The organism is Mucilaginibacter sp. GW822-FHT03E02, assembly GCF_058801545.1.
Genome location: NZ_JBXANJ010000001.1, coordinates 4801248 through 4824666 on the forward strand (window position 1 = coordinate 4801248; position 23419 = coordinate 4824666).

General features: G+C 42.0%; 11 protein-coding genes. 2 read left to right on the plus strand and 9 right to left on the minus strand.

The window, feature by feature from the left end; translation table 11 throughout:
• Positions 1–274: 274 nt before the first annotated feature.
• From AC1RM2_RS19925 to AC1RM2_RS19945, 5 genes are all read right to left on the minus strand, one after another.
• Complete coding sequence (locus AC1RM2_RS19925; protein WP_492986914.1) at positions 275–1150, minus strand: RNA polymerase sigma factor; 876 nt, start codon at positions 1148–1150, stop codon at positions 275–277.
• Between the two features lie 48 nt (positions 1151–1198).
• A complete protein-coding gene (locus tag AC1RM2_RS19930) occupies positions 1199–1972 on the minus strand; it encodes an SDR family NAD(P)-dependent oxidoreductase (protein ID WP_492986915.1) in 774 nt (257 codons plus the stop codon).
• A gap of 194 nt (positions 1973–2166) precedes the next feature.
• Complete coding sequence (locus AC1RM2_RS19935) at positions 2167–3603, minus strand: RagB/SusD family nutrient uptake outer membrane protein (RefSeq protein ID WP_492986916.1); 1437 nt, start codon at positions 3601–3603, stop codon at positions 2167–2169.
• A 19-nt stretch (positions 3604–3622) separates the two neighbouring features.
• Positions 3623–7129 carry a SusC/RagA family TonB-linked outer membrane protein gene (locus AC1RM2_RS19940; RefSeq protein ID WP_492986917.1) on the minus strand — a complete coding sequence of 1169 codons (3507 nt, stop codon included), beginning with the start codon at positions 7127–7129 and terminating at the stop codon, positions 3623–3625.
• Positions 7130–7254: 125 nt separating this feature from the next.
• Complete coding sequence (locus AC1RM2_RS19945) at positions 7255–8406, minus strand: FecR family protein (RefSeq protein WP_492986918.1); 1152 nt, start codon at positions 8404–8406, stop codon at positions 7255–7257.
• Positions 8407–8659: 253 nt separating this feature from the next.
• On the opposite strand from AC1RM2_RS19945, the gene AC1RM2_RS19950 reads away from it, so the two are divergent.
• Complete coding sequence (locus AC1RM2_RS19950; RefSeq protein WP_492986919.1) at positions 8660–9247, plus strand: RNA polymerase sigma factor; 588 nt, start codon at positions 8660–8662, stop codon at positions 9245–9247.
• A 312-nt stretch (positions 9248–9559) separates the two neighbouring features.
• Here AC1RM2_RS19950 and AC1RM2_RS19955 read toward each other — a convergent pair whose 3' ends face one another.
• On the minus strand, positions 9560–11383 hold the full coding sequence (locus AC1RM2_RS19955; RefSeq protein ID WP_492986920.1) for a glycoside hydrolase family 35 protein: 1824 nt from the start codon (positions 11381–11383) through the stop codon (positions 9560–9562).
• Between the two features lie 315 nt (positions 11384–11698).
• Positions 11699–15805 carry a hybrid sensor histidine kinase/response regulator transcription factor gene (locus tag AC1RM2_RS19960; RefSeq protein ID WP_492986921.1) on the minus strand — a complete coding sequence of 1369 codons (4107 nt, stop codon included), beginning with the start codon at positions 15803–15805 and terminating at the stop codon, positions 11699–11701.
• Positions 15806–16680: 875 nt separating this feature from the next.
• Between AC1RM2_RS19960 and AC1RM2_RS19965 the strand changes: the two genes are divergently transcribed.
• Positions 16681–18153: an RICIN domain-containing protein gene (locus AC1RM2_RS19965; protein ID WP_492986922.1), complete on the plus strand. Its 1473-nt coding sequence runs from the start codon at positions 16681–16683 to the stop codon at positions 18151–18153.
• Between the two features lie 525 nt (positions 18154–18678).
• On the opposite strand, the gene AC1RM2_RS19970 is transcribed toward AC1RM2_RS19965, so the two are convergent.
• Together AC1RM2_RS19970 and AC1RM2_RS19975 are read right to left on the minus strand one after the other, a co-directional pair.
• A complete protein-coding gene (locus tag AC1RM2_RS19970) occupies positions 18679–20232 on the minus strand; it encodes a RagB/SusD family nutrient uptake outer membrane protein (RefSeq protein ID WP_492986923.1) in 1554 nt (517 codons plus the stop codon).
• A gap of 11 nt (positions 20233–20243) precedes the next feature.
• On the minus strand, positions 20244–23387 hold the full coding sequence (locus tag AC1RM2_RS19975) for a SusC/RagA family TonB-linked outer membrane protein (protein ID WP_492986924.1): 3144 nt from the start codon (positions 23385–23387) through the stop codon (positions 20244–20246).
• Positions 23388–23419 lie beyond the last annotated feature (32 nt).

Below are 23419 nucleotides of genomic sequence, written 5' to 3' on the forward strand. Positions count from 1 at the left end.
AGAAAATGACAAAGCCTCTAAAGTATCGATTCTCAATAGAGAAGTTCGACTTTAGAGGCTTTTGACGGTTCAAGTGGCCCTGACTGGGCAAATTTCGAACTTTTTCTTGGAGGATTTGCATAAAATGGCGTTTTAGCTGGCAAAGCTCCAATGTATAAAGATCTGTTTGCCGATATATTTAGTCGGGGTGTATTAACTGACCAGCGGCGTGAACGGACAACTCTATCGGCATTAACGAGCCTTTGCGCTTGCTAATCAGGACTGTAAAGCTTTCTCAGTTAAGGTTGAACATAGTTTTAATCTCACTATTAAATAATAAAGACTGGACAATCTCATTTGCAACTTCATGTTTTTCATAATTTTGTGTTTTAAAAAAACTCATGTAGTTGTCCTCCATCAATTGGTCAAGTTCATCATTTATTTGAGGTGAGACCGACCGGATTGTTTCTATAGCTTCAGGCATAAATTTTCTCTGAGTCGGTTCCACTTTGCCTTCTTTAATAAACCCCATTGTTTTTTTATGACAACGGCAAGGATTGGTGGGATTCACCAATCCACACTTATTTCCCATGAATTGAAAAAGGTCAGCCCGGGCTCTCGACAATTGTTTCCGGAAATTTTCCGGAGAAATTTCCAACAGTGGCGCAGCTACAGTAGATTTCATGTTAAAGATAGCTCCCAGTATAAAAATAATTCTTTGCTGTCTGTCTAAACAAAGCAACATGCCACTCATGCATTTATTCCTCGTATCATCAATCAAATCGCTATAAATGACCTGCTCTTCAACACTCATTTCTTCAGATGCATGCGCATTTTCGAGAAAATCACCGAGCTCTTCAAAGGAGGCCGTTTCCAGCCTCCTCTTATTGCCCTGGTTTTGGATGAAATGGTTGAAAACTATACGGTACAACCATGTTCTGAAACTGCTTTTGCCCTGGAATTGGCTTAATTTGGTTACCATTTTTATCAAACCTTCCTGGGTTAGATCAGCAGCATCTTCAGCATTTCGTACTAATCTCAGCGCGACATTATAAACAAATCGCTGATGCAGCTTAATCAAGCTTTCCAAAGCAGATTTTGAACCTTCCTGCGCCTCTTTTATAAAACGCATTTCCTCATTGGTATCATAAGCGACTAAAAAAGGATTCATCGTATTTCTATTGGAACAAGACATGTTCAGCGCATCTAAATTTAAAAATTAATTCCTTCCTGCCATAACGCCGCCGTCGACATCCCAAATGACACCGGTTACCCACGAGGCTTTTTCCGAAAGCAGGTACACAATTGTATTAGCTATATCCTCCGGTTTTCCGTTCCGGCCGATCGGCTGAAATCCATTAAAACCTTTTAAGGCTTCAACTGCAGCCTTCTGCCCTCCAAAAACCTTATCATACACCGGTGTTTCAACGACTGCGGGAGACACTGCGTTAACCCTGATATTATATTGTGCAAGTTCCATTGCCAAATGCTGGGTTAAAGAATGCAGCCCCGCTTTCTGCATTGAATAAGCAGATGAAGGTGTGGCCCTAACAGATTGCTTTGCCCACATTGAACCGATATTAACTATGGAGCCGTTTTTATTATTAGCCATTAGTTTGGCTACGGCCTGTGTTATAAAAAACAATCCTCTGTTTAAATCAAGATAGGAATCATAGTCAATAGAAGTATGATCCAAGAATGGCTTTGGGCTAAAAATACCAGAAGCATTAACCAGATAGTCAACCCGGCTTATAGTATTGCCGAACTGATTTATAAAATCAGCAGTTTGCGGACGATCTGTCAAGTCAACTTTGTAACCTTTAATATTTCCACTGCCAGACAATTCGTTAATTGTTTGATCTATATTAACCTGATTTTTGCCAACAATAACTACTGCAGCTCCATTTTGTAATAACAATGCCGTTGTAGCTTTACCAATTCCGCTTGATCCTCCAAGTACCAAGGCGGTTTTACCTTTAAATTCGTTTTCCATGTTTTCGTTTTATCATTAGACACCTTTATTAAAAAGTGTGACAACCGCCTGAAACAGTAAAGAAATTCGGAGTGATTAATAATACAACATGGTTTCTACCCAATAAATGACACTAGTTCTATCCGGACGACTTTATAAAAAATTAACCTAATGAGATATAGCCTGCCATAATAGCTATGGCAGGCTATATATACTTAATATCCGGGGTTTTGCGTCAATTTAGGATTCAACTGAATTTCCCTGAGTGGAATAGGGAATAAATTCAAAGTTGCGGTTACGTTCCCAATGGTACCATTAGCAGACCTGTTGTTTGCCTTGAAGGCAGTCATTACCTGCACATAGGTATTCCACCGGATCAGGTCGAACCACCTTTCGGCCTCAAAACAAAGTTCTACGCGTCGTTCGTTTCGGATTGCCGTGCGGGCATCTGCTTGAGAAAGACCGGATTTTGAACCCAGGTTTGCCCTGTTCCGCACCAGGTTAAGCTGTGTTAATGCATCAGTTGTTTTACCGTTTTCGTTAAGCGCCTCCGCGTAAAGCAAAATAATATCACCATAACGCAGAACCGGCCAGTCGTTATCGCCCTCACTTACCCCTATAACACTTGAATAAATAAACTTTTTGGCATAATAATATACAAAGGTTCCCGAAGTGAATATACCTATCGATGTGTTCAATCGACTGTCTCCTGGTTCGAAGGCTTTGTAAAGATCGGCAGTGCCGATGTTGTTGCTATTGCCTGTAACCGATGTGGTAATTGTTGTACCCGATGGCTGTGGCACAAAACCACGGGCAAAGGTATTCCCTTCACCAAATCCGCCGCCAAGATATTGTACGGAGAAGATGATGTCTTTATTGTTATCTTTTCCCAGGCCAAATACCTGGTCGTACGGTATCAGCGTCCCTGAAGTGGCGGAAACCGTTGCCAGGATCGATTCTGCCTGCGTAAACTTGTTCTCGAACATGTAAACTTTACCCAACAAGGCGTTGGCAGCAATGCTGGTTGCCCGCCCGATGTCGGTACCGGTATAAGATGCCGGTAATACAGCTGCTGCTTCTGTCAGGTCTTTTTCGATCTGTGCATAAACTGCAGCCGGGGTTGCCCTGTTGTAAGTATAAGCTTGTTCTTCAGAGGTTATTTCCGTTAATACCAGGGGCACACCGCCAAACATACGTACCAGGTTAAAATACATTAACGCTCTTAGAAACTTTGCCTGACCCGTATAGCTGTCACGGTTTGCCTGGGGCATCACCGGGGTATTCACATGGCCTAAAACGATATTTGCATAGGCAATGGTTGCATAGAACCGGCTATAAGCGTTTTGAAGATTGGTTGATGTGGCAGCCCAGGTCAATTTATCCTGTTCGCCGTAAGATACTTCGCTCTCCCCATACGTTTCGGTGTTATCAGATGGAACCTCGCCAAATCCATATTGCTCGTTATAAATTGGCCTTAAACTGCTGTATACGCCGTTAAGGGCTGTTTTAATATCTATCTCGGTTCTATAGTAGGTGCTTACGGGAACAATGCCCTGCGGAGTAAGATCAATAAAGGACTTTTTACAGGCAGGTAATACAACCATCAGTGTAATTACGGATAGGCTGCTTATGATTAGTTTTTTAATTTTCATGATTTTCAGGTTAAAGCAATTAAAATCCAAAATTTACACCCATGATAATTGTGCGGGCTGTAGGGTAAGTTCCCTGGTCAACACCTGGTGTTGTCGGGTCGCCGCCCATAATATTTGCTTCGGGATTGTACCCGGAGTATTTGGTAATAAGGAACGGATTTTGAGCAGTAACGTAAAAACGGGCGGTTTTTACAAACAGTTTGCGCAGTAAATTGTCCGGCAGGCGATAACCCAAGGTAATATTACGCACCCTTAAATAGGAACCATTTTCCACATCGAAGTCGACCAATGCATTACCGGGGTTAACAAAACCGCCGGATGCCGGTATGGGAAATTTAACATCCCTGTTTGGCGAAGCCGGGTCAAAATAATTCTGGTAGTAAATGCTGCGGGAGTTCTGGTTATTGTTACCGGTGATAGTTTGCCTGTTATTGCCATTGATGACATTAACGCCCTGTACGCCCTGCACTAAGATACTTAGGTCAAAATTTTTGTATTGAAAGGTATTGGTTAAACCGTAGGTGAAATCCGGCAGGCCATGTCCCAATACGGTCCTGTCACTGGCATCAATTTTCCCATCAGCGTTTTGATCTTTGATCATCCAGTCGCCCACCACGTTGCCTGATACTGCTTTTGGATTGTTGGCCAGATCATCTGCGTTTTTGAAAACACCCTTAACCACGTAACCGTACATTAGCCCCAAAGGTTTGCCTACCTGAACCTGGTAAACATTGTTCCATCCATTCATTGCTGCCACTGCCGGTAATGCCGACGGACCGCCGAGGTTTAAAACCTTCGTTTTGTAGGTTGATAAATTTGCGTTTGTATTCCAGCGTACATTACCTATGGTGAAGCCGGTGTTAATGTTAAATTCTAAACCATTGTTGCTCAGCTTGCCCAGGTTGGCCTGGTAAGTTGATGCATAACCTACATCAAGAGGCAATGCCTTGTTTAGCAACATGCCATTTGAGTTGCGCCTGAAGTAATCGGCCGTTATAGTGATAGCACTGTTTAATAAGCTAAGGTCGATACCAACACTGGTCTGATCATTCTTCTCCCATGTCAGGTCCGGGTTGGCGAAACCTGATTGCTGCGAGCCAAATATCCGGTTATTTCCCGATGCATAGTTCCTGTTGAGTGCGATGGCATTAACATAAGTAAAGCTGCCGATATTGGCGTTACCCGTGCGGCCATAACCACCTCTTAACTTCAGTTCGTTTATTCTTAATTTCTCCAAAAAAGGTTTCAGGAAAGGCTCTTCGCCTACGCGCCAGCCTGCCGAGAATGAAGGGAATACCGCGTAGCGGTTATTTGGCCCGAAGCGGGATGAACCGTCCTGACGTACGGCAGCTGTGAACAGGTACTTTTTACTGTAATCATAAGTGATACGGCCCGCGTAAGATACAAAGGTATTGGCATCAAATAACTCGGTACCAACCGTGTTTGGCGAAGCCAGCGGGCTTTCCACTGCCGTGGTGATAAAAGTGCCTGGTAAGCCTGCGGTATAGTTGATCTGTGAGTTATATTTCTGTGCAGAAAACAGGCCCAGCAAATTAAAATGATGTTTGCCTATTTGCTTATCGTAGGTTGCCGTGTTTTCCCAAACCCAGTCAAAGCTGGTGCGGGCATTATCGGATGCGTATATGCCCGCCAATTGTGGATTGGATCGCGAAGCTGTTGGTGCCGAACTGTAGGCCATTGTTCCGGGTACATAAGCATGAATCTGTTCATTTTCCAGGGTTGCGCCTATATAGGTCTTTAATTTAAGGTCGCGGAATGGTGTGTATTCCAGGAACATGTTACTAAGCGTACGGAAAGCTCTTGAACGGTTGATGGACTGTGCTAAAATGCCCACCGGGTTATAGAAATTACTGGCAGAGAAGACTGCTGTAGGCGACAGGTTGAAACCCAGGTCACGGTCATACGGTTGTTGAAAATCGCCATTTGCTTTATATACCGGTACTATTGGCTGAAATGTTAAAGCCTGGTTAAGCGGGCTTGGTAAATTCAAATTAGCAACTAATCCCGGCACACCAATTAAAAAATCGGCAGGGTTGGCTCCCGCACCGCTTGCCTGCCCTGATGAAGGTTGTTTAAACTGCTCTGCATACGATGGAGAAACGGAAAAGCCGAATTTTAGATTTTTTACCAGGTCGGCATCGAGATTTAACCGGGTATTATAACGGGTATAGTCGGTACCAATCAACACGCCCTGCTGTTTGTAAATACCGGCCGATGCACTAAACCTAACTTTTTCGCTGCCGCCGGAAGCATTCAGCTCAAAATTTCTTAAAGGTGCCGTTCTGAAAATGGCCTTTTGCCAGTCAACATCAGGCAACCCGGAAATATCGCCGTCCAAACTGCTTGGGTAAGCCAGGTTTCTGATGCGGCTGATATTTTTAACCTGATCCACATATTGATCTTTATTTAAAACATCTATGAACCTGTTTACTTGTTGAACGCCGGTGTAGGCACTTACAGAAAATACGGTTTTCCCCGCTTTTCCCCTTTTGGTAGTGACCAATACTACACCATTTGCCGCACGCGATCCGTAGATAGCCGCCGAGGCAGCATCTTTTAATATCTCTATCGATTCGATATCGCCGGGATTGATCAGGTTAAAGTTGGATGCGGTTTCCAGCGGGTAACCATCAACCACGTAAAGCGGATCGTTAGATGAACTTAATGAGCTCACACCCCGTATGCGGATAGTTGGTGCAGCTCCGGGTTTTGAACCCTGATCTGATTGTACCTGAACGCCTGCCGCTAAGCCGGCCAGGGCTTCCCCGGGCGTGCTTACAGGCTGATTGCCGATGTTTTTACCGTCTACCCTGGCAATGGCGGCTGTTACCGTTGCACGCGATTGTGTACCATAACCTATAACCACTACATCACTCAACGTCTTAGGAGCGTCGGCAAGGACAACATCTATTACAGTTTTATTGCCAACCACAATCTCCTGGGATACCATGCCAATAAAGGAGAAAACCAGTACGCTTTTATCGTCTGGCACTTTTAAAGTATATGCGCCATCACCATTGGTTACAACCCCCTGTTGGGTACCTTTAACTGCGACAGTAACACCTGGTAGCGTTTGGCCTTTGCTATCGGTTACTCTACCGGTAATGGTGATCACAGCGGCGGCTGGTATAACCGGTAACAGTTTCTTTCGGATGATGATGGTTTTACTATCGCCGGTTACAATTTCTACGGTTTCACCGCTGAAGCAATCTTCCAGCACTCTTTTTAATTCTGCGTTGGTTGCTTTGATGGTAACCGGCTTTGTGGAATTGATCACATCTGCATCGCAAATAAAATCATAGCCGGTTTGTTTAGTTAACTGGTTAAGCACCTCTCTTACAGATGCCTTTTTAACATTTATACTTACATGCTGAGCCAGGCTGACAGCACTTACCTGTAAAAAGGCAAGCATCATAATAATGACGGTAAGTTTCATGATCAAGAGAAATTTAGGGATACGACGATGCATCTTCCCGCACAATTGTGCAGTAAAAATTTTATACATTTGTTTAGGATTAAATAATTGGTTAATCGATTTAATTATTGTTTTGTCCTAATTAACCTAACAAGGCTAATTAACGCCGGGGGTGGCTTCAACACTCCCGGTTTTTGACTTTTTGGGGATAGTAGCTATTTTGCTATAACCGTGACCCTCCTTTCTTCGGTAACAAAACGGACCTTATTTACTAATTCAATGTTTTTCAGCAAGCTCGCCAACCCTTTGGAGCGGGAATAGCTGCCGTCGAAATTAATGCTGGTCATGTCGCCTTTATAAGCAACATCCACATCATACCATCGCGATATTTTTCGCATAATGGAAGTTATGTTTTCATTGTTAAAAATAAAGCTGTCATTTTTCCATGCCATTACTTCCTCCAGATTAGCCTGCTTCACCATGATACGCTGGCCGAAATTATTGACCGCCATTTGACCGGGGACAATGTAAGTGAATTTGTCTTTGTAAGTTACTTTAACCGAGCCTTCCAGCAAGGTGGTGGTAATGTTATTTTCGTCGGTATAGGCGCTGATATTAAAATGCGTTCCTATAACTTCAACAACTTGTTTGCCATTTACGTCTATTTTAAACGGCATTTTATCGTTTTTGGCAACCTCGAAATAGGCTTCACCTGTTACGCGAACTGTTCTGCCGGTTCCGGTAAAAGTAGCCGGGAATGTTAATGCCGATGAGGAGTTTAACCAAACGTTGGTGCCATCTGACAGCGTAATATGGTATTTGCCGCCACGAGGTATTGTAATGGTGTTAAAAGCCAGCTGGTTACCGGCATCATTGCCGCCATTGATAACAAGGCCGTTTGCCGACTTTGAAATGGCGGAATTTCCTTGTTTACTTACTACGCCATTTGGAGCATCATCGAGGGTTATTGTGTTTCCGTTTGCTAAAGTTAATATTGCCTTTTCCGATCCTGGCTGGATATCGTTTTTTACAGGCTTGGCATGCTGACTTAGCGTAGGAGCAGGGCTACTGGTTTTTTTGCCAACCAGGTAAATTCCAACGGATATAAATACAAGTATGGCGGCAGCAGCAGCGTACGGCCAGCTACGCATTTTAACAACAGGTGCTGCCTGCTGTTGAAGGCTGGCTTGTAACCGGTTGTATAGTATAGCTTTTAAGCGTTCTTTATCATTTACCCCTACGTCTCCCAATAGGTTGTTATTCAACCCCTGGGAATTCTGATATTCTTCGATCAAAATTTCTTCTTCAGGCGTAGCTATTCCTTGCAAATACTTTTCGCATAAGAACAGATATTGATCGTCGGTCATAAATAATGTAATTGAATAAAAGGGTATAATTGGGCTTATATATTATATAGATACATTGGACGTATTGTAACACACATAAAAAAAGAAATTATTTTATTCCCAGTAGAGTAACCGGGTGTGGCGGCATGTTGATGCCAAGGGAATTACCGTGATTTAATCCCTTAAACCCCTGTTTATGTGGTAAAAAAGTTACAGAATTAATAAATTTTGTTTGAAATAATTTATAATTCATAGCTTTATCGAACCCAATTATATGCCAAGCAATAATGTAACAGACTCAGAGTTATTTGAGGCTATCATACTTGACAACGAGAAGGCGTTTAATCAATTATTTGAACGTCACTGGTTTAAAGTTTATAGTGTTGCCAACAGGTATGTTAAAGATGAAGAGACTGCCCTGGAAATAGCCCACGATATTTTTTTGAATATTTGGGATAAACGGCGCCAACTTAAGGTCAATTCATTTAAAAATTATGTAACTACTGCTGCCAGTTATCACGGAATACGCAAAAAGCAGGCACTTGCCGGACTGATTGTACAATACGTTGAAGATTACAATTACGTCGAAAACGAAATACATCATTATGCGGGCAATCAGGGCGAAGTGGCGCTCGTCGAAAAGGATGTCAATGAAACTGTTGACGCGTTGCTAAAAGCCTTACCTAAAAGGTGTCGCGAAATATATCATATGAGCCGCAGGGATAATTTATCAATTACAGAAATATCCGAAAAATTAGGTATTTCAAAACGGACGGTAGAAAATCAATTAACAACGGCATTGAAACACTTGCGGACAAGTTTTAAATATTCTATAATCTTGATGATTATCGGTAATCTTTAATCCAGGTGGCAAGCCGCTAACATAGATCAGTTCAAAAGCTTTTTGTAGAATGTTTAACCGGGTAGCTGCTGCTTTTTTCATACAAGATACAAGGGTCGTATTTTTTACAAGGAAAGCAAAATTTCAGGGAGGCAAAGCAACATCAACAGAATTGGTTACTGTAAATCCGGCATACTTGATCACAACCTTGAACGTTCCGAAGATTTTGGGAACGTTCAAGGTTGTTAACAGCGTATACAATACAGGCTTATGCCCGATAATTGTAACACGATACGGCACGCCACATTTATAAAAATCAACCTTTTAACTGGCTTATTGTAAGCGATCTAAGACCGGTTTGTTCACTGCCGACAGTTTTTGGTTTTCGGGTTTTAGCAGTTCAAAAACTAATACCTCATTTTTGCCGGTATGCAACCATTCGCGTGGCACATACAAAGTTTGTTGAGGGCCGGTTCGCCAGTACCTGCCTAAGTTATGTCCGTTAATCCACACCATGCCCTTACCCCAATCGGTCATATCGAGATATGTATCTCCCAATGAAGATAATGAAAAAGTCCCCTTTTTCATAACAGGTGTGTTTAAACTCAACAAACCAGGTTTAGGTTTGTAAGTACCAACAGTTTTTAATGGCAAAGGAAAGTTTTGCCAGCCCGTTACTTCATTATCCTGAAAAAACACCTTGCCAACAATTCCCTTTTTATTCTGTAACAAGTATTTACCAAAATTGATGCGACCCTGGTTTTCGACCAAAATATCCAGCGTCACATTCCCATTAGGTAAACTCACATTAATACTATCCAATCCGGTACGACGATCGAGGGTTCCCACCGTTTTTCCATTGATCATCACTACGGCGAAATCTCTAAGGTCTTTAACCTTTATTAATCCGGATTTCCCTCCCGTAATGATAGTGCGGTATAACATAAAACCATAATCAAGTTTCATATCCTCAAAGGTTAACGGACTTTGACTGTTCTTGCTTTCAAGTTTTAGGTCGTCAAGGCCTGCCACATTATTAAGCTCAATTTGAGGTATTATGATGGTGGGCTTAACCCGGGGAACAGCAGGCAAATTAATGCCGGCGGGTAAATGTTTTTGAATTACGTTTCTAAAAGCCCAAAATTTGGGTGTCGCGTTTCCGGCTTCGTCAAGTGGTGCATCATAATCGTAACTGCTTATTTGTGGCTCAAACGGGGCCTGGTCATTATAATTAGCGCCATTCATAAATCCCCTTGTAGTGCCGCCATGAAACATGTACATATTTATCGAAATGCCGGCCGCAAGTACAGAGTCTAACCGGCCGGTATACTGATCGGCCGGAACCGTATGGTGTTTTGTACCCCACCAGTCGAACCATGCCGGATACCATTCGGCAATATAATAAGGGCCTTTACCATCGTGGTTTTGATTGATGAGCTCTTTTACCTTAGCCGGATTGTCTAAGCCGTTCACTGCCGGCAGCAATCCTGGTAAATGTCCTTTCACCAGATCAGCGGCCGGATCGCAGGTGTATAACAAACCGTCAAATCCCGCGTCTTTAAACATTTTTTGGTTAATAGCCAGGTAATCCTTGTCAGAGCCGTATGAGCCATACTCATTTTCAATTTGTACCATCAGGATGTTACCGCCATGATTTACCTGGTAGGGGGACAAACGCTTTCCTAATTCTTTAATATAGCTTTCGTATTCGTTTAAATATTGTGGATTCTTGCTTCTTACAACCAGTCCCTCTTCATTTTCCAGCCAATACGGATAACCGCCAAATTCCCATTCGGCACATACATAAGGGCTTGGGCGTAAAATTACCCACAAACCTTCCTCCTGGGCTATTTTAATAAATTCAACAATATCATTGTTGCCAGAGAAGTCAAATTGTCCCTTTTGCGGTTCGTGCAAGTTCCAAAAAACATACGTACCTATGGTGTTAAGCCCCATTGCCTTTGCCATTTTCATTCTGTCGCGCCAGGCCTCCCGTGGTATGCGGGGATAGTGTAATTCGCCCGAGATCATCTGGAAAGGCTTACCATCTAACAGAAAGTCCTTATCTCCTAATGTGAATTGATGTTTAGGTTGGGCTTTGACCAGGCCGCCCGCTAACAAAATGGCCCCAATTAAAAAAAGAATAAATGATCTCATTAAAAAAATATAAAGTGTTATTGATTACATAATTGGCAGGCTTGTCAAAATTGCATTACGGATGCGGTTAAGCTCCATTAATACTTCTGGCTATTGGCTGATGCTGCTAAAATGGATGTAAAATCAATTAATAAAAAGGGGGCTAACCGGCAAAATTGAAGGGGTAAACCACGAAAAAAGCTCCCAAAAGGTTATTTTCGTAAAGATTTCTGATAGTCAAAAAAGGACATCATTGCACAACGTCCAATAAAGTGCCGGCTGGAGAATGGTTTTTACATTTTCGGGGGGCGGTAAACCAGGCGGCTGCTTACCGGTTTATTTTCTTTCGGCCACCTGGTTAACCATAGCATTTTTGAAGCTCCTTCTGAATTTTTTAATGTATTCGGAAGGTTTTAAGTCGAACACTTTTTTAAACTGCTCACGAAAATACTTGATATCTTTTATTCCAACGGCATAAGCGGTTTCTAATATATTTAAATCGCTATGTACAAATAACTGTGCCGCTTTTCGCAATCTGATTGACCGTATGAAGCTATTTGCGGGTTGCCCGGAAATCATTTTGATTTTTTTATAGATGCCGGAATAGGACATATTTAATTCGTAGGCTAAGGATTGTAGGTTAAAATCGGGATCTGTTATGTGATCCTCAACAATCCGGATGCAGGAATCCAGAAATCGCTTGTACTCTATCGAGATGCTATGCGGATTATTGTTAAGCGTAATTTCGTTATAAAAATATTGTTGAAGGGTATTCCTGCTCCTTAACAGCCCATTGACCTTTGCTTTCAGGATATCCTTGTCAAACGGTTTTCCGATATAATCATCAGCGCCACCTTCAATACCTTTTAGCTTTATCTCATTTGATGCACTGGCCGTTAAAAGAATCACGGGAACGTGTGAAGTTGTCATATTTCCCTTAATGGCCGCACAAACTTCTATGCCGGTAATACCCTGCATCATTACATCACATATAACAATATCCGGCCATTGTTCGTTTATTATTGTTATTCCATCTTCACCGTTTGACGCAACGAGAACATTATATTCAAGTTTGAAAATCTGGCGCAGGTATTCTCTCATATCCTCATGGTCATCGATGATCAATAACGTTTTGAAGTCAGACAATGATTGTTCTTCAACCGGGTCTGCTGCTGATACTATATCATTGGCTGTAGTTTCAGCATCAATCAGTTCCTTTAAAAACTCCGAAGTAGCTGATGGTTGCTCCAAAATAATCTGATCTTTAATGTGAGAGCTACCTTTTTTAAAAGTGAGGGTGAACGATGTACCCTTTCCAATCTGGCTGTGGTATTCAACTGTTCCGGCCTGGCGTTCTACAAAATTTTTGACGAGGTATAGTCCAAGACCAAATCCTCCGGTTGGTGTGCCCGCCAAATCAGGTACCTGGTAAAAACGACTAAAGAGTTTTTCACCAACTTCAGGCGGAATTCCGCATCCATTGTCCTCCACCATTATTGATACAACCTGGTCAGCTTCTTCTACACAGATGCGAATCTTTCCATGTTTAGGAGTGAACTTTATAGCATTGGAGAGCAGATTAAATAACACTATTTCTGTTTTTTCTCTATCTACATAAGTATTCAGGCACTCGGCTGTCGATGCAAACTCCAAATGGATTTGCTTTCTTTTCGCCTCGTGAACAAAACATAAATAAACCTCCTTACATAAATCAACAATATTAACATTGCTTATTCTAAGCTGGTCTGATTCTGACTCGGCCTTTTTAAAAAGCAGCAGCTGATCTACCAGGCCTAATAGCCGGCGCGCGTTTCTGTAAACAATGGTTAAATTGGTGGTATCCATAGCCTTCTTTTCACTAAATAAGAGTTCCTTGACTGGGTTAATGATCAATGTCAATGGCGTCCGGAACTCATGAGAAATATTGGTAAAGAAAGCAAGCTTTCGTTCACTTAACTCCTTTTCCTTTTCACTTTCATAATGTGCAATCTGAATTTCGTATTTTAGTTTAGCCTGATGGTCTCTATATAACAGATACAGATAAACCAACCCACCTATAAATACAATGTAAATTGTATACGCCCACCAGGTTCGGTACCATGGTGGGGAAATAATTATGATTAACGATTTCGGCGTTCTGTTCCACACGCCGTCATTATTGCTTGCAATTACCTTAAAGGTATAAGTTCCCGGGTTAAGGTTGGTGTAAGTAACCCTTCGCTGGCTACTGTTAAAACTCCATTTTTCGTCAAAGCCTTCCAACTTATACCGATAACTATTTTTCTCTGAATGGGTATAGTTGAGCGAAACGAATTCAATTGAAAATACATTTTGGTCGTAATTAAGCAGTGCAGTATCGGCTATGCTAACCGGCTTTTTCAATGGCGAGTTTTTACCCGGCCTTACCGATTTATTAAACACCTGGAAATCGGAAAGATAAACCTGGGGGATTTTATTATTCAATTTGATTTTTGACGGATCGAAAACAACTACACCAGTATTTCCGCCTAAATAAATCTGACCGTCTGCAGACTTGTAAATAAGCGAGTGGGAAAACACGCCGTCGCCTTCGTCGAAATTGGTAACAGATAATGTTTGGGGAGTAAATTTTGATATTCCCGTCGCAGAGTTAATCCAAAGATTCCCGAAACCATCTTCAACAAGGTTATTGAAAACGTTACTTGCAAATCCATTTCTGCGCGAGTAAACGATAAAAGAATCACTTTCCGGCACGTATTTATTTAGCCCGTCGGCCGTACAGATCCAGATATTCCTTTTACTATCCTCAAATAAGCAGTGCACGATATTACTACTGAGGCTACCGGCATTTTTGTCATTATAGGCATAATGATGAAAAATGCCGGTTTTCTGATCAAAACGATCAACCCCGTTTCCATTTGTTCCAATCCATACGTTGCCTTTTTTGTCTTTTAAAAGGTTATAAATATGATTGCTGGCAATTGAATTAGGGTTTTTATCATCGTTATAATAATGTTTGAATTGCTGTTTTTCTTCGTTGTATATCTTAAGGCCCGCGTCGGTAGCGAGCCAGTATTCATGGGGCCTTATTTCAAGAATATCCCTGAAAACGTCTTCATTAAAAAAATTGCTTAGGGCCGAATGATGAAAGTGGTGTATAAATCGGTTATTCGTAACGTCAAACTTATCAAAACCATTTTCGGTAGCGGCCCATAACACATTTTCATTATCTAAATATATTTTGCCAACCTGATTGCTGCTAATGCTTGAAGGATCATTTGTGTGATTAAATAGTTTGGTGGTTTTCTTTATTAAATCAAACTGATAAAGTCCGTTGTTTGTTGCCAACCACAACCTGTTTCCTTGTAACAACATGCTTTTTACTTCGCGCGGGCTGATTGACAATGGAATGAAATGAAATTTATACTGTGTAAAATCGATTTTTGTTAAAGCATCTTTACCACAGAGCCACATGATACCAGCATTATCATTATAAACGTAGCCATCTGCAGTACTATTAACATCGCCAATTTTTCGCCATTGGCCGGTGCCTTTATTTATAAAATAAAACCCGGCGTTGCTTCCAACAACTAAGGTGGAGTCATTGGCATTATCGATGCTAAAAGCGCCTATATTAAGGTTGTCATGACTTGGGAATGCGGTATATTGTTGAATTTTAGGGTCAAAACAGAAAAGTCCGCTCCAATAAGTGCCTACCCAAATACAACCGTTTTTTTGATCGTAGAAAAGGCTCCAAATATCATTAGGACTTTTTTTATGCAAAGATTCGGTTTGCGGATAATTGGTAAAGCGCTTACTAACTTTATCGAATTTATTCAACCCGCCATTCCAGTTCCCTAACCATAGGTTTTTCTCCTTATCTTCAACAATGGCATTTACCGACTTCCCTTTTATTGAAAACTCATTTTGTGAGGCAGGTTTATAAGTGATAAATGAACGGCGGCTTGCCACATATTGATTAAAGCCGTCGTCTGTTCCTATCCAGATAGTTCCTTCACTGTCACATAAGATCGAAAAAATCTTGTTGTTACTTATCGACTGTTTGATTTTATCACTATGATAAAACCGTTCAAATTTTTCGGTGTTGGGATCTAAAACATTTAAGCCGTCCATCGTCCCGACCCATATTTTTCCGTTTTTATCTTCGGCAAGCGCATTAATATAATTTGAGCTTATGCTTGCCGTGTTGCCAGGAATGTTCACTAAGTTTTCAAAGGAGTAGCCATCAAACTTACAAAGGCCATTGTCTGTCCCTATCCACATGTATCCGCGCCTGTCTTTAAGTGCTACGGTTACGTTTTCGGATGGCAGGCCGTCATGAATAGTATATGATTTTAACGCAAAATTCTTGATGTCGTTGGTTGGAGAGGTCGTTAAAATTTGTCCATTTAGGCCGGTTGTGCACAAAAAATTGATCAGGAAGAATAAGACAGCTTTATACATAAATCCGTTATCACTTTTAATTAGATAGATACTATACCGTGTTATCACTGGTAACTTGTACCAGTATAAAATAAGCTTCACAACCATTTTTGGTTGGTTAATAATCAAAAATATTGTACTTAATACACTAATTTTCAGGATAACACAATTCCAACAAAGCGGGGAACACGGCACGTTGGCCATATTAAAAGTACCGACAAATGATCCTTTTTATTGAGGTATAAATTGAGGTTTGATACACATTTTCCCTTAAGAATATATGGATAAAACTTCATTTAAACCCGAATTGGAGGATTCATCATCCCTCTTAAATATTAATCGAACCCCTACTGTGACGTTGAAACATTAAGTTTATAAGGCACTCAAATTTATAGAATATTAATTGTATTAATAACAAGAATTCCAAATGTTTAGGGACAGGAAACAGCGTCAAAATTTGATATTCAGGAGGTAACCGATTAAAAAAGATGGGGAATTACTTTAAAAACCCATTAAAATGACACTTTATCCCCGCAATATTGAGGCTTTACCCCCTTTTTAATTCCTGTTTTTTAAAAGAAATTTAGGTCAAACCATATAAACACGGATTTTCCATTTCCATTATTGCTTACAGCCATTTTTCGCTGGCTGATTAAATTACTGTCGGTAACATCCGGCGGCTAATAACGGTGATTGCAGGCCGGGAAATCTGTTTTTTTTCAGTACACCTACCATGAGAATATTTAAATTGTTACTGCGCATGCATTCAATTGTTTTGCAGTTAATCGATGTCATTACTTGCTTCGTGCCCACGCCGGGAAGATCTCCGCCACGTTTAAAAGTCAAAAACCAACTGATTATAAAGAACCAATTATTTAACATTTTAATATAAAACTATGAGAAAAAATTTAACCGCTCAGGCACTATGCTGTCTGTTAGCCTTCGTGATGGGCTGTTCTAAAAACCCTATTCAAAAAAGCCCCGATACCTCGGGCTTATCTACCAAACAAAACCTTGCTCTTTCAACAACCAATACCAATGGTTTCAGGGGCATAAATTGGGCCGACCCTAATGGTAACGAGGGAGACGGAAGGGTTGTATTGCCAAGCGGCATGACTACATCGCTCACCACCACCCAGGCGGCCGCTTTAGCCACCAGTATATCAAGCGCTGTTAAAACAAGCGGCGGTACTACTATCAGGATGCCAATAAATCCATGGACGGCTTCAAGCTCTACTTACTGGCCTGTGTACCAGGCTGCAATTAATGCAATTATAGCCAATGGTTGTAAGGTAATACTTTGCTACTGGCCGGTAGGCGTACATCATGTACCGGATACCAGCCAATGGACTACCATGTGGACAACTGTAAATAATGTTTATAAAAATAATACATCGGTATTATATGAACCTATTAATGAACCAGTTGATTATTCAAGTACCGATTTGAATAATTTATATGCCGGTTTCCTGACCACATTTAGCACTGCAGATGGCAAATGCATTCTGGATGGTACCGGTTACGCCGCTGACGTGACCACGGTTGGCGCCGATTCAAGATTAGTTAATCAATACCTTGGCCTGCACTGCTACTGGTGGTTCTGGGGATCGCATAACGTTTGGTCGGGCTATTACAGCGATATGTCGAGCAGGACCGGATCTTACGCGGCCCGTACGGTGGTTACAGAAATTGGCGTAGAGACAGTAGCCAGAAACATAAGTTTCTGGTGGCAATGGGATACCGGTGTATTTGTTGATCAGGCATTTTTAACAGGTGCGCTTTCCTATGCAAAAGACAACTCTATGGGCACAATTGCATGGTCGGGCGTTAATGATATTGATACCTACCGCTGGTATAAGGCCAGTAATAACCTTGTTGAAGTTAGCCCGGGCGCCGCAAATATGTTCAGATGGTCGTGGAAACTTACTGCATCTCCTGTGTGGCTGGGGCCTATTGCCGACGGACGGTACAAGCTTCAAAACCGTGCATCGGGCCTGATGCTTGATAATTTGGGCAGTACAACCGATGGCGCGACCGTAGCTCAGTGGGCATCGGGAACGAGCGCCAATCAGAAATGGAACATCAGCTATACTAATGGTTATTACACGCTAAGCTGTGTAACCGGGAACGAGTGCCTGGATACCGGGGGAAATACTACTGATGGATCGTCAGTTAAACAATACGTAGTAGGCTCCAGTACTAACCAGCGTTGGTCAATAGTTTCGGCCGGAGGCGGTTACTACAAAATAGTTAACCTGGCTACAGGAAAGTGCCTTGATACCGGAGGCTTAACTGCCAATGGATCTGTTATGCAACAGTGGACAAGCGGTTCAAGCAATAACCAGCAATGGACGCTTATTGCGCAATAAAAAAGTCAACAGTACCAAGTGGTAAGACTAAAGTTGGGTTTTTTATTTTTTGACTTAGAACTTTAGGATAACATTTTCCGTCAATTTATCGATGACATTATACTACATCGCGAGGCTGCCTTAAAAGGGCAGCCTTTTCTGTTTTACGATTTATTTACCTTGCGATTGATAACTGAAAATTTGCAAAGCAGTGTATTCATCGATATAAAAGAGGATACGCCTAAATTGCGCGATCATTTTAGTGTTAACCATGATGAAATACAATGTATTGATTATCAAATATTTATAAATATTTTATCTGAAATGTGTTAAGTTGTGTTAACCCAATTAGATGCGTTTGCCCAGGGCGTTATAGGACTAAGTGCCTTGCTGCAATGCTTCTGATATGATGGGAGCTGCCAATTTCAAACATGTACAAAGCAGATATATCGTATTTAAAACGAAACCCCCGATAGGCCGCTATTGCAGTATTATCGGGGGCTATATCGCTAAGACGAAAGGAAATTTGTGCGATGACAGGACGCCTTAATATCCCGGGTTGTTGGGTAGCAATTTTTTGTTAATGTCGATGTCGGCTTGTGGCACTGGCCATAACCATCCTTTACCTGCATCAAATGTCCGGGTATCTAACTTAACCTGCTTAAATTGCCAGGTAGAAGCACTTGCCGGATTACTCAGCAAGGATTTGTCATAACCATAAACATCATGAACCAGGGATTGGTCTTTCCAGCGTAACATATCTGCATACCGGGTGCCTTCCATAAAAAATTCAACCCTGCGTTCATGGCGCAAAATTGCACGTAATTGCGACTGACTTAAACCGGTACCTTCTACATCTTCAACCTTTGGCATGTTTACCCTGGCCCGCACCTGGTCTATAAGTGTATATATTTCCGGCGCGGTGCTTCCCGATTCAATGAGGGCCTCGGCACGTATTAATAATACATCGGCGTAACGCATCAAGATAGTATTGAGCGAGCAATTATTCGGGTCGGCAATACCTATCGCCGCGTATTTACGTGGCCGCGCGCCCGACGGAACCACATCACTGGCAGGTATGTAGGTAGTTGTACCCCACAAAGAGCCTGGTAATACTACCGAAGCAGCCAATCTTGGATCGCGATTGACATACGGGTTTTGAGCATTGTACCCCGAAGCTGAGTTGGTAACCGGCAATCCATTGGTCATATAATATGAGTCAATCAAACCGGCTGTAACATTTGGGGTTGGCCAAACACTCAAAGATAAGGCAGATGATGGCCAGGGCTGTGGCTGGGTAGTAGGTATATATTGGATGTCAAAAATCACTTCGCTATTGTTTTCATGCGTCTCATCAAAGAGCGAACTATAGTTGGTGTATAAACTGTAGGCGTTAAGATTGATCACATCCTGGGCGGCTTGTGCAGCATCGGCCCACTTTTCATTATACAAAAGTACTTTTGCTTTATATGCCAGGGCGGCACCCTTTGTTGCGCGGCCAACGTCGGCACCCGAATAGGAGGTCGGTAGCGCGGCTGCGGCATCTGTAAGGTCAGTTATAACCTGGGTAAGAACTGTAGCTTTAGCCGTCCTTGAAACATAGGCTTCCGAGAGCGACTGAACCTTGGTAATCAAGGGCACATCGCCAAAATATGTGATCAGATCGGCGTATGCATAACCTCGTAAAAACTTCGCCTCTGCCGACATTTGGGTTTTTTCAGCAGCGTCAATGTTTGCGGCGGCAACGTCCTGCAAAAACTCGTTGGCCCTGGAAATTATGGTATAGTCCTGGGTCCACTTTGCATATGGCGCCCAACTGTTGGTTGTGGTTTGCCATGCGCCTACTTCCTTTGAGCCCTGCCACGCGTCCTGGCAATAGGCATTATCCGATTCAAATTCAAACTGGAAGAAATGACCAGGCGTAGCGTTTGGCGGTAATGCATTGTAAATGCCAACCATAGCCATTTTTACCTGGGTTTCGTTCTGGTAAAACGTCGAGGGCGACAAACGGTCTTTTGGCGTCTTATCCAGAAGGTTTTTCTGGCAGCCGGCAAGATTAATAACTGATGCTAAGATTATGATTTTATATATAGTCTTCATGATTTTATCCTTTAGAAATTAACATTTATACCTGCGGTCACTACGCGCACCTGTGGATATGCCTCCGCTCTTGTTTGATCAGAGGTTTGTTCCGGGTCAAATCCTTTGAATTTGGTGAATGTGAAGGCGTTTTGCACATTGGCATATATCCTAAGCGAGCTTAAGCCTATCTTTTTAATAGCAGCCGGACTCAAGGTATATCCTAATTCAATATTCTTAACCCTCAGATATGATGCATTTTCCACGTAAAAGGAAGAGTGGATATTGTTTCTTACACCATCCAATGTAACGCGGGGATAGGTATTAGATGGATTTTGTGGTGTCCACCTGTTTAACCACCAGGTACCAACGTTTGCAAAGCCGCTAAAAGGCGAAGCTATTTCATAGTAGGTATAACCCTGCATGCCTTGTACGCCCTGCAGAAATACGCCCAGGTCAATGCCTTTCCAGGCTACATTGAAGTTAAAAGCATAAGTTATGTCAGGAAATTGCTTACCTATGATTTTGCGGTCGTGATTTTGGTCAACTATGCCATCACCGTTAAGATCAGCATATTTAATGTCGCCGGGTTGTGCACTGTAATCGCTTACTTTAACTACCCCCGGTTTAAGCGTATAACTACGGCTTGCGTAAGGAATGGATGCATCACTGTTGTTTTGCCATGTAAAATCAGAGATCTGGTAAATGCCTGTCATCTGATAGCCGTAGAATGAGTTTATAGCCGAGCCCACAACAATCGCCTTTGGAGAGCTGTACTGCTGAGGCACGTTCATGCTGATGATTTTGTTGACGATGTGAGAAACATTGAAGGAAGTTCTTAATTTAACACCATTGCCAAACGTTGTTTTATAGGAGATGCCCAGTTCAAAACCCTTGTTTTGCACTTCACCGGCATTAGCCATTGGGGCCGACTGCGCAATTGTTAGTGGTATCGGCTGGGTCAATAAGAGGTTTTTAGTCCTTTTATCAAAATAATCTGCGGTAATTTCAATGTTATTGTGGAAAGAGATGTCAAGTCCCAAATCCAGTTGTTGGGCTGTTTCCCAGGTTAAATCTTTATTAGTCATCGCTGTAACGGCAACACCCGAGTAAAGCGTTCCGCCGAACGAATAATTCTGTCCCGAACTCAAGATATCGCTTCCATTATAGTAATTACTTATATTTTGATTACCTAAACGGCCCCAGGAAGCACGGATTTTTGCAAAGTCAAGCCAGCTTACGCTTTTCATGAAATCCTCTTTTGATAGTACCCAGGCTGCTGAGAACGACGGAAACGTTCCCCATTGTTTCCCTTGTGCAAACCTGGAAGATCCATCTCTCCGGACATTTGCTTCAAATAAATACTTTCCGTCAAATGCATAGTTGAACCTGCCAAAAACCGAGCGAAGGCCCAGATCATAGCTGCCAGAGTTATTGGTTTGCGTAGCAGCGTCGCCAAGATTTAATACGCGTTGCGTATTGTTTACAAAATGTGAGCGAAAGCCGCTTTGCCAGTCATAGGTAAACTCCTCTTCGCTGTAACCGCCTAATAAATTGAATGAATGACGGTTAATTGTCTTATTATATTTCAGTAATCCGGTAAGCAATGAGTGGCCGTCAGTCTCGTTGGTTACATTGAGGTCTGATGGCAATTGTGTACTTGTTCCATTTTGGTTTTTCAGCGTTACATTGGCATGAAAAGCATTTGCGTTAGTGGAGATAACATTATAACCGTAAGTAAGCTGCGCACTTAAACCGGGCAGAATTTTATATTCTGCTTCGGCCTGGCCGCTAAAATTGTACCGTTTGGTAAGGTTGGTGCTACCTTCTTTAATTTCGCCGTAGTAGTTGCGTTCGCCGTTTACAGAAACCCAGTTCCCGTCGGCATCTTTAAGGGGGTGTATTGGAGCCAGAGTTGCATACCATTCGGCGTTCCAAAGATCAGTTGGTTCGCTTTTTACCCCTAAGTTTCCCGATATATTGCCAGAAACACGAAGTCTTTTATCTTTTAGGTGGTAAGTGTCAAGGTTAAGGCGGAAGTCTGTTTTCTTGTAATTGGTCGCCACCAGGATTCCATCCTGATCTAAATGGCCTAACATAAACGAATAATTAACATTGTCGCTCCCTCCCGTTGCGCTTACACGATGATTTTGCATATAGGCATTATCATAATATACTTTGAAATAATTGATATCGGGGTATAATGGATTGTTGTGAGCCGCGTATTTTTGAATTATCGAATCCGGATAAGCCGGTGCCGCCCCGGTATTTACAGCAGCCTCGTTGTAAAGCGTAGTATATTGAACAGAGTTTAATACTTTGGGTAACCTTGTTGGACTTTGGATACCTGCATATCCACTGTAGTTGACACGAAGTTTGCCTGCTGATCCCCGTTTAGTAGTAATTAATATAACGCCGTTTGCTGCGCGACTACCATAAATAGCCGACGACGCGGCATCTTTCAATACCGAAATGGATTCAACGTCGTTAGGGTTTACGTCGCCGATACTGCCTGGAAAACCATCAACTAATACCAATGGGGAATTATCTCCAAAAGTTCCTACCCCACGAATGTCAATTACGGTATTGTCATCTCCGGGTTTACCCGAACTTTGCAGCGCAAACACACCTGAAACTGTGCCTTGTAACGCCTGGCCGGTATTTGTCAGGGGCCTGCTTTCCAAATCCTTTGTATTTACAACGCCTACAGATCCTGTAAGGTTTTCTTTCTTCTGTGTTCCGTAACCAACTACTACCACATCGTTTAGCGTTTTCATGGAGGGTTGAAGTTTAATCGCGATATCAGTTTTTCCGCCTACAGCAATTTCAACTCTTTCATAAGAGATATATGTTACAACCAGTATCGCATCTTCCGCCACGTTCGAAAGTTGAAAGTTACCTTTTAAATCACTTAGAACACCTTTTGTGGTTCCTTTTACACTGATAGAAACACCAACCAGCGGCTGACCATCAACAGCATCTACGATAGAGCCTTTTACCGTTATAGCAGCTTTAAAAGATGTTATTTTGGTAATTACCTGCCGATTGTTGTGCGTTATTAAACTGGAGGCCGAGGCGTTTGTAGCAACTGGCAATATCAATAATGCCAAAGTTTTAAGTGTGTTGCGAAACCCCCTGGAATACAAATAATTTGGAATTAGTAGTTTTCGTTTCATAATTGGGTTGTTAAAATTTAAGTTGTTTGGTT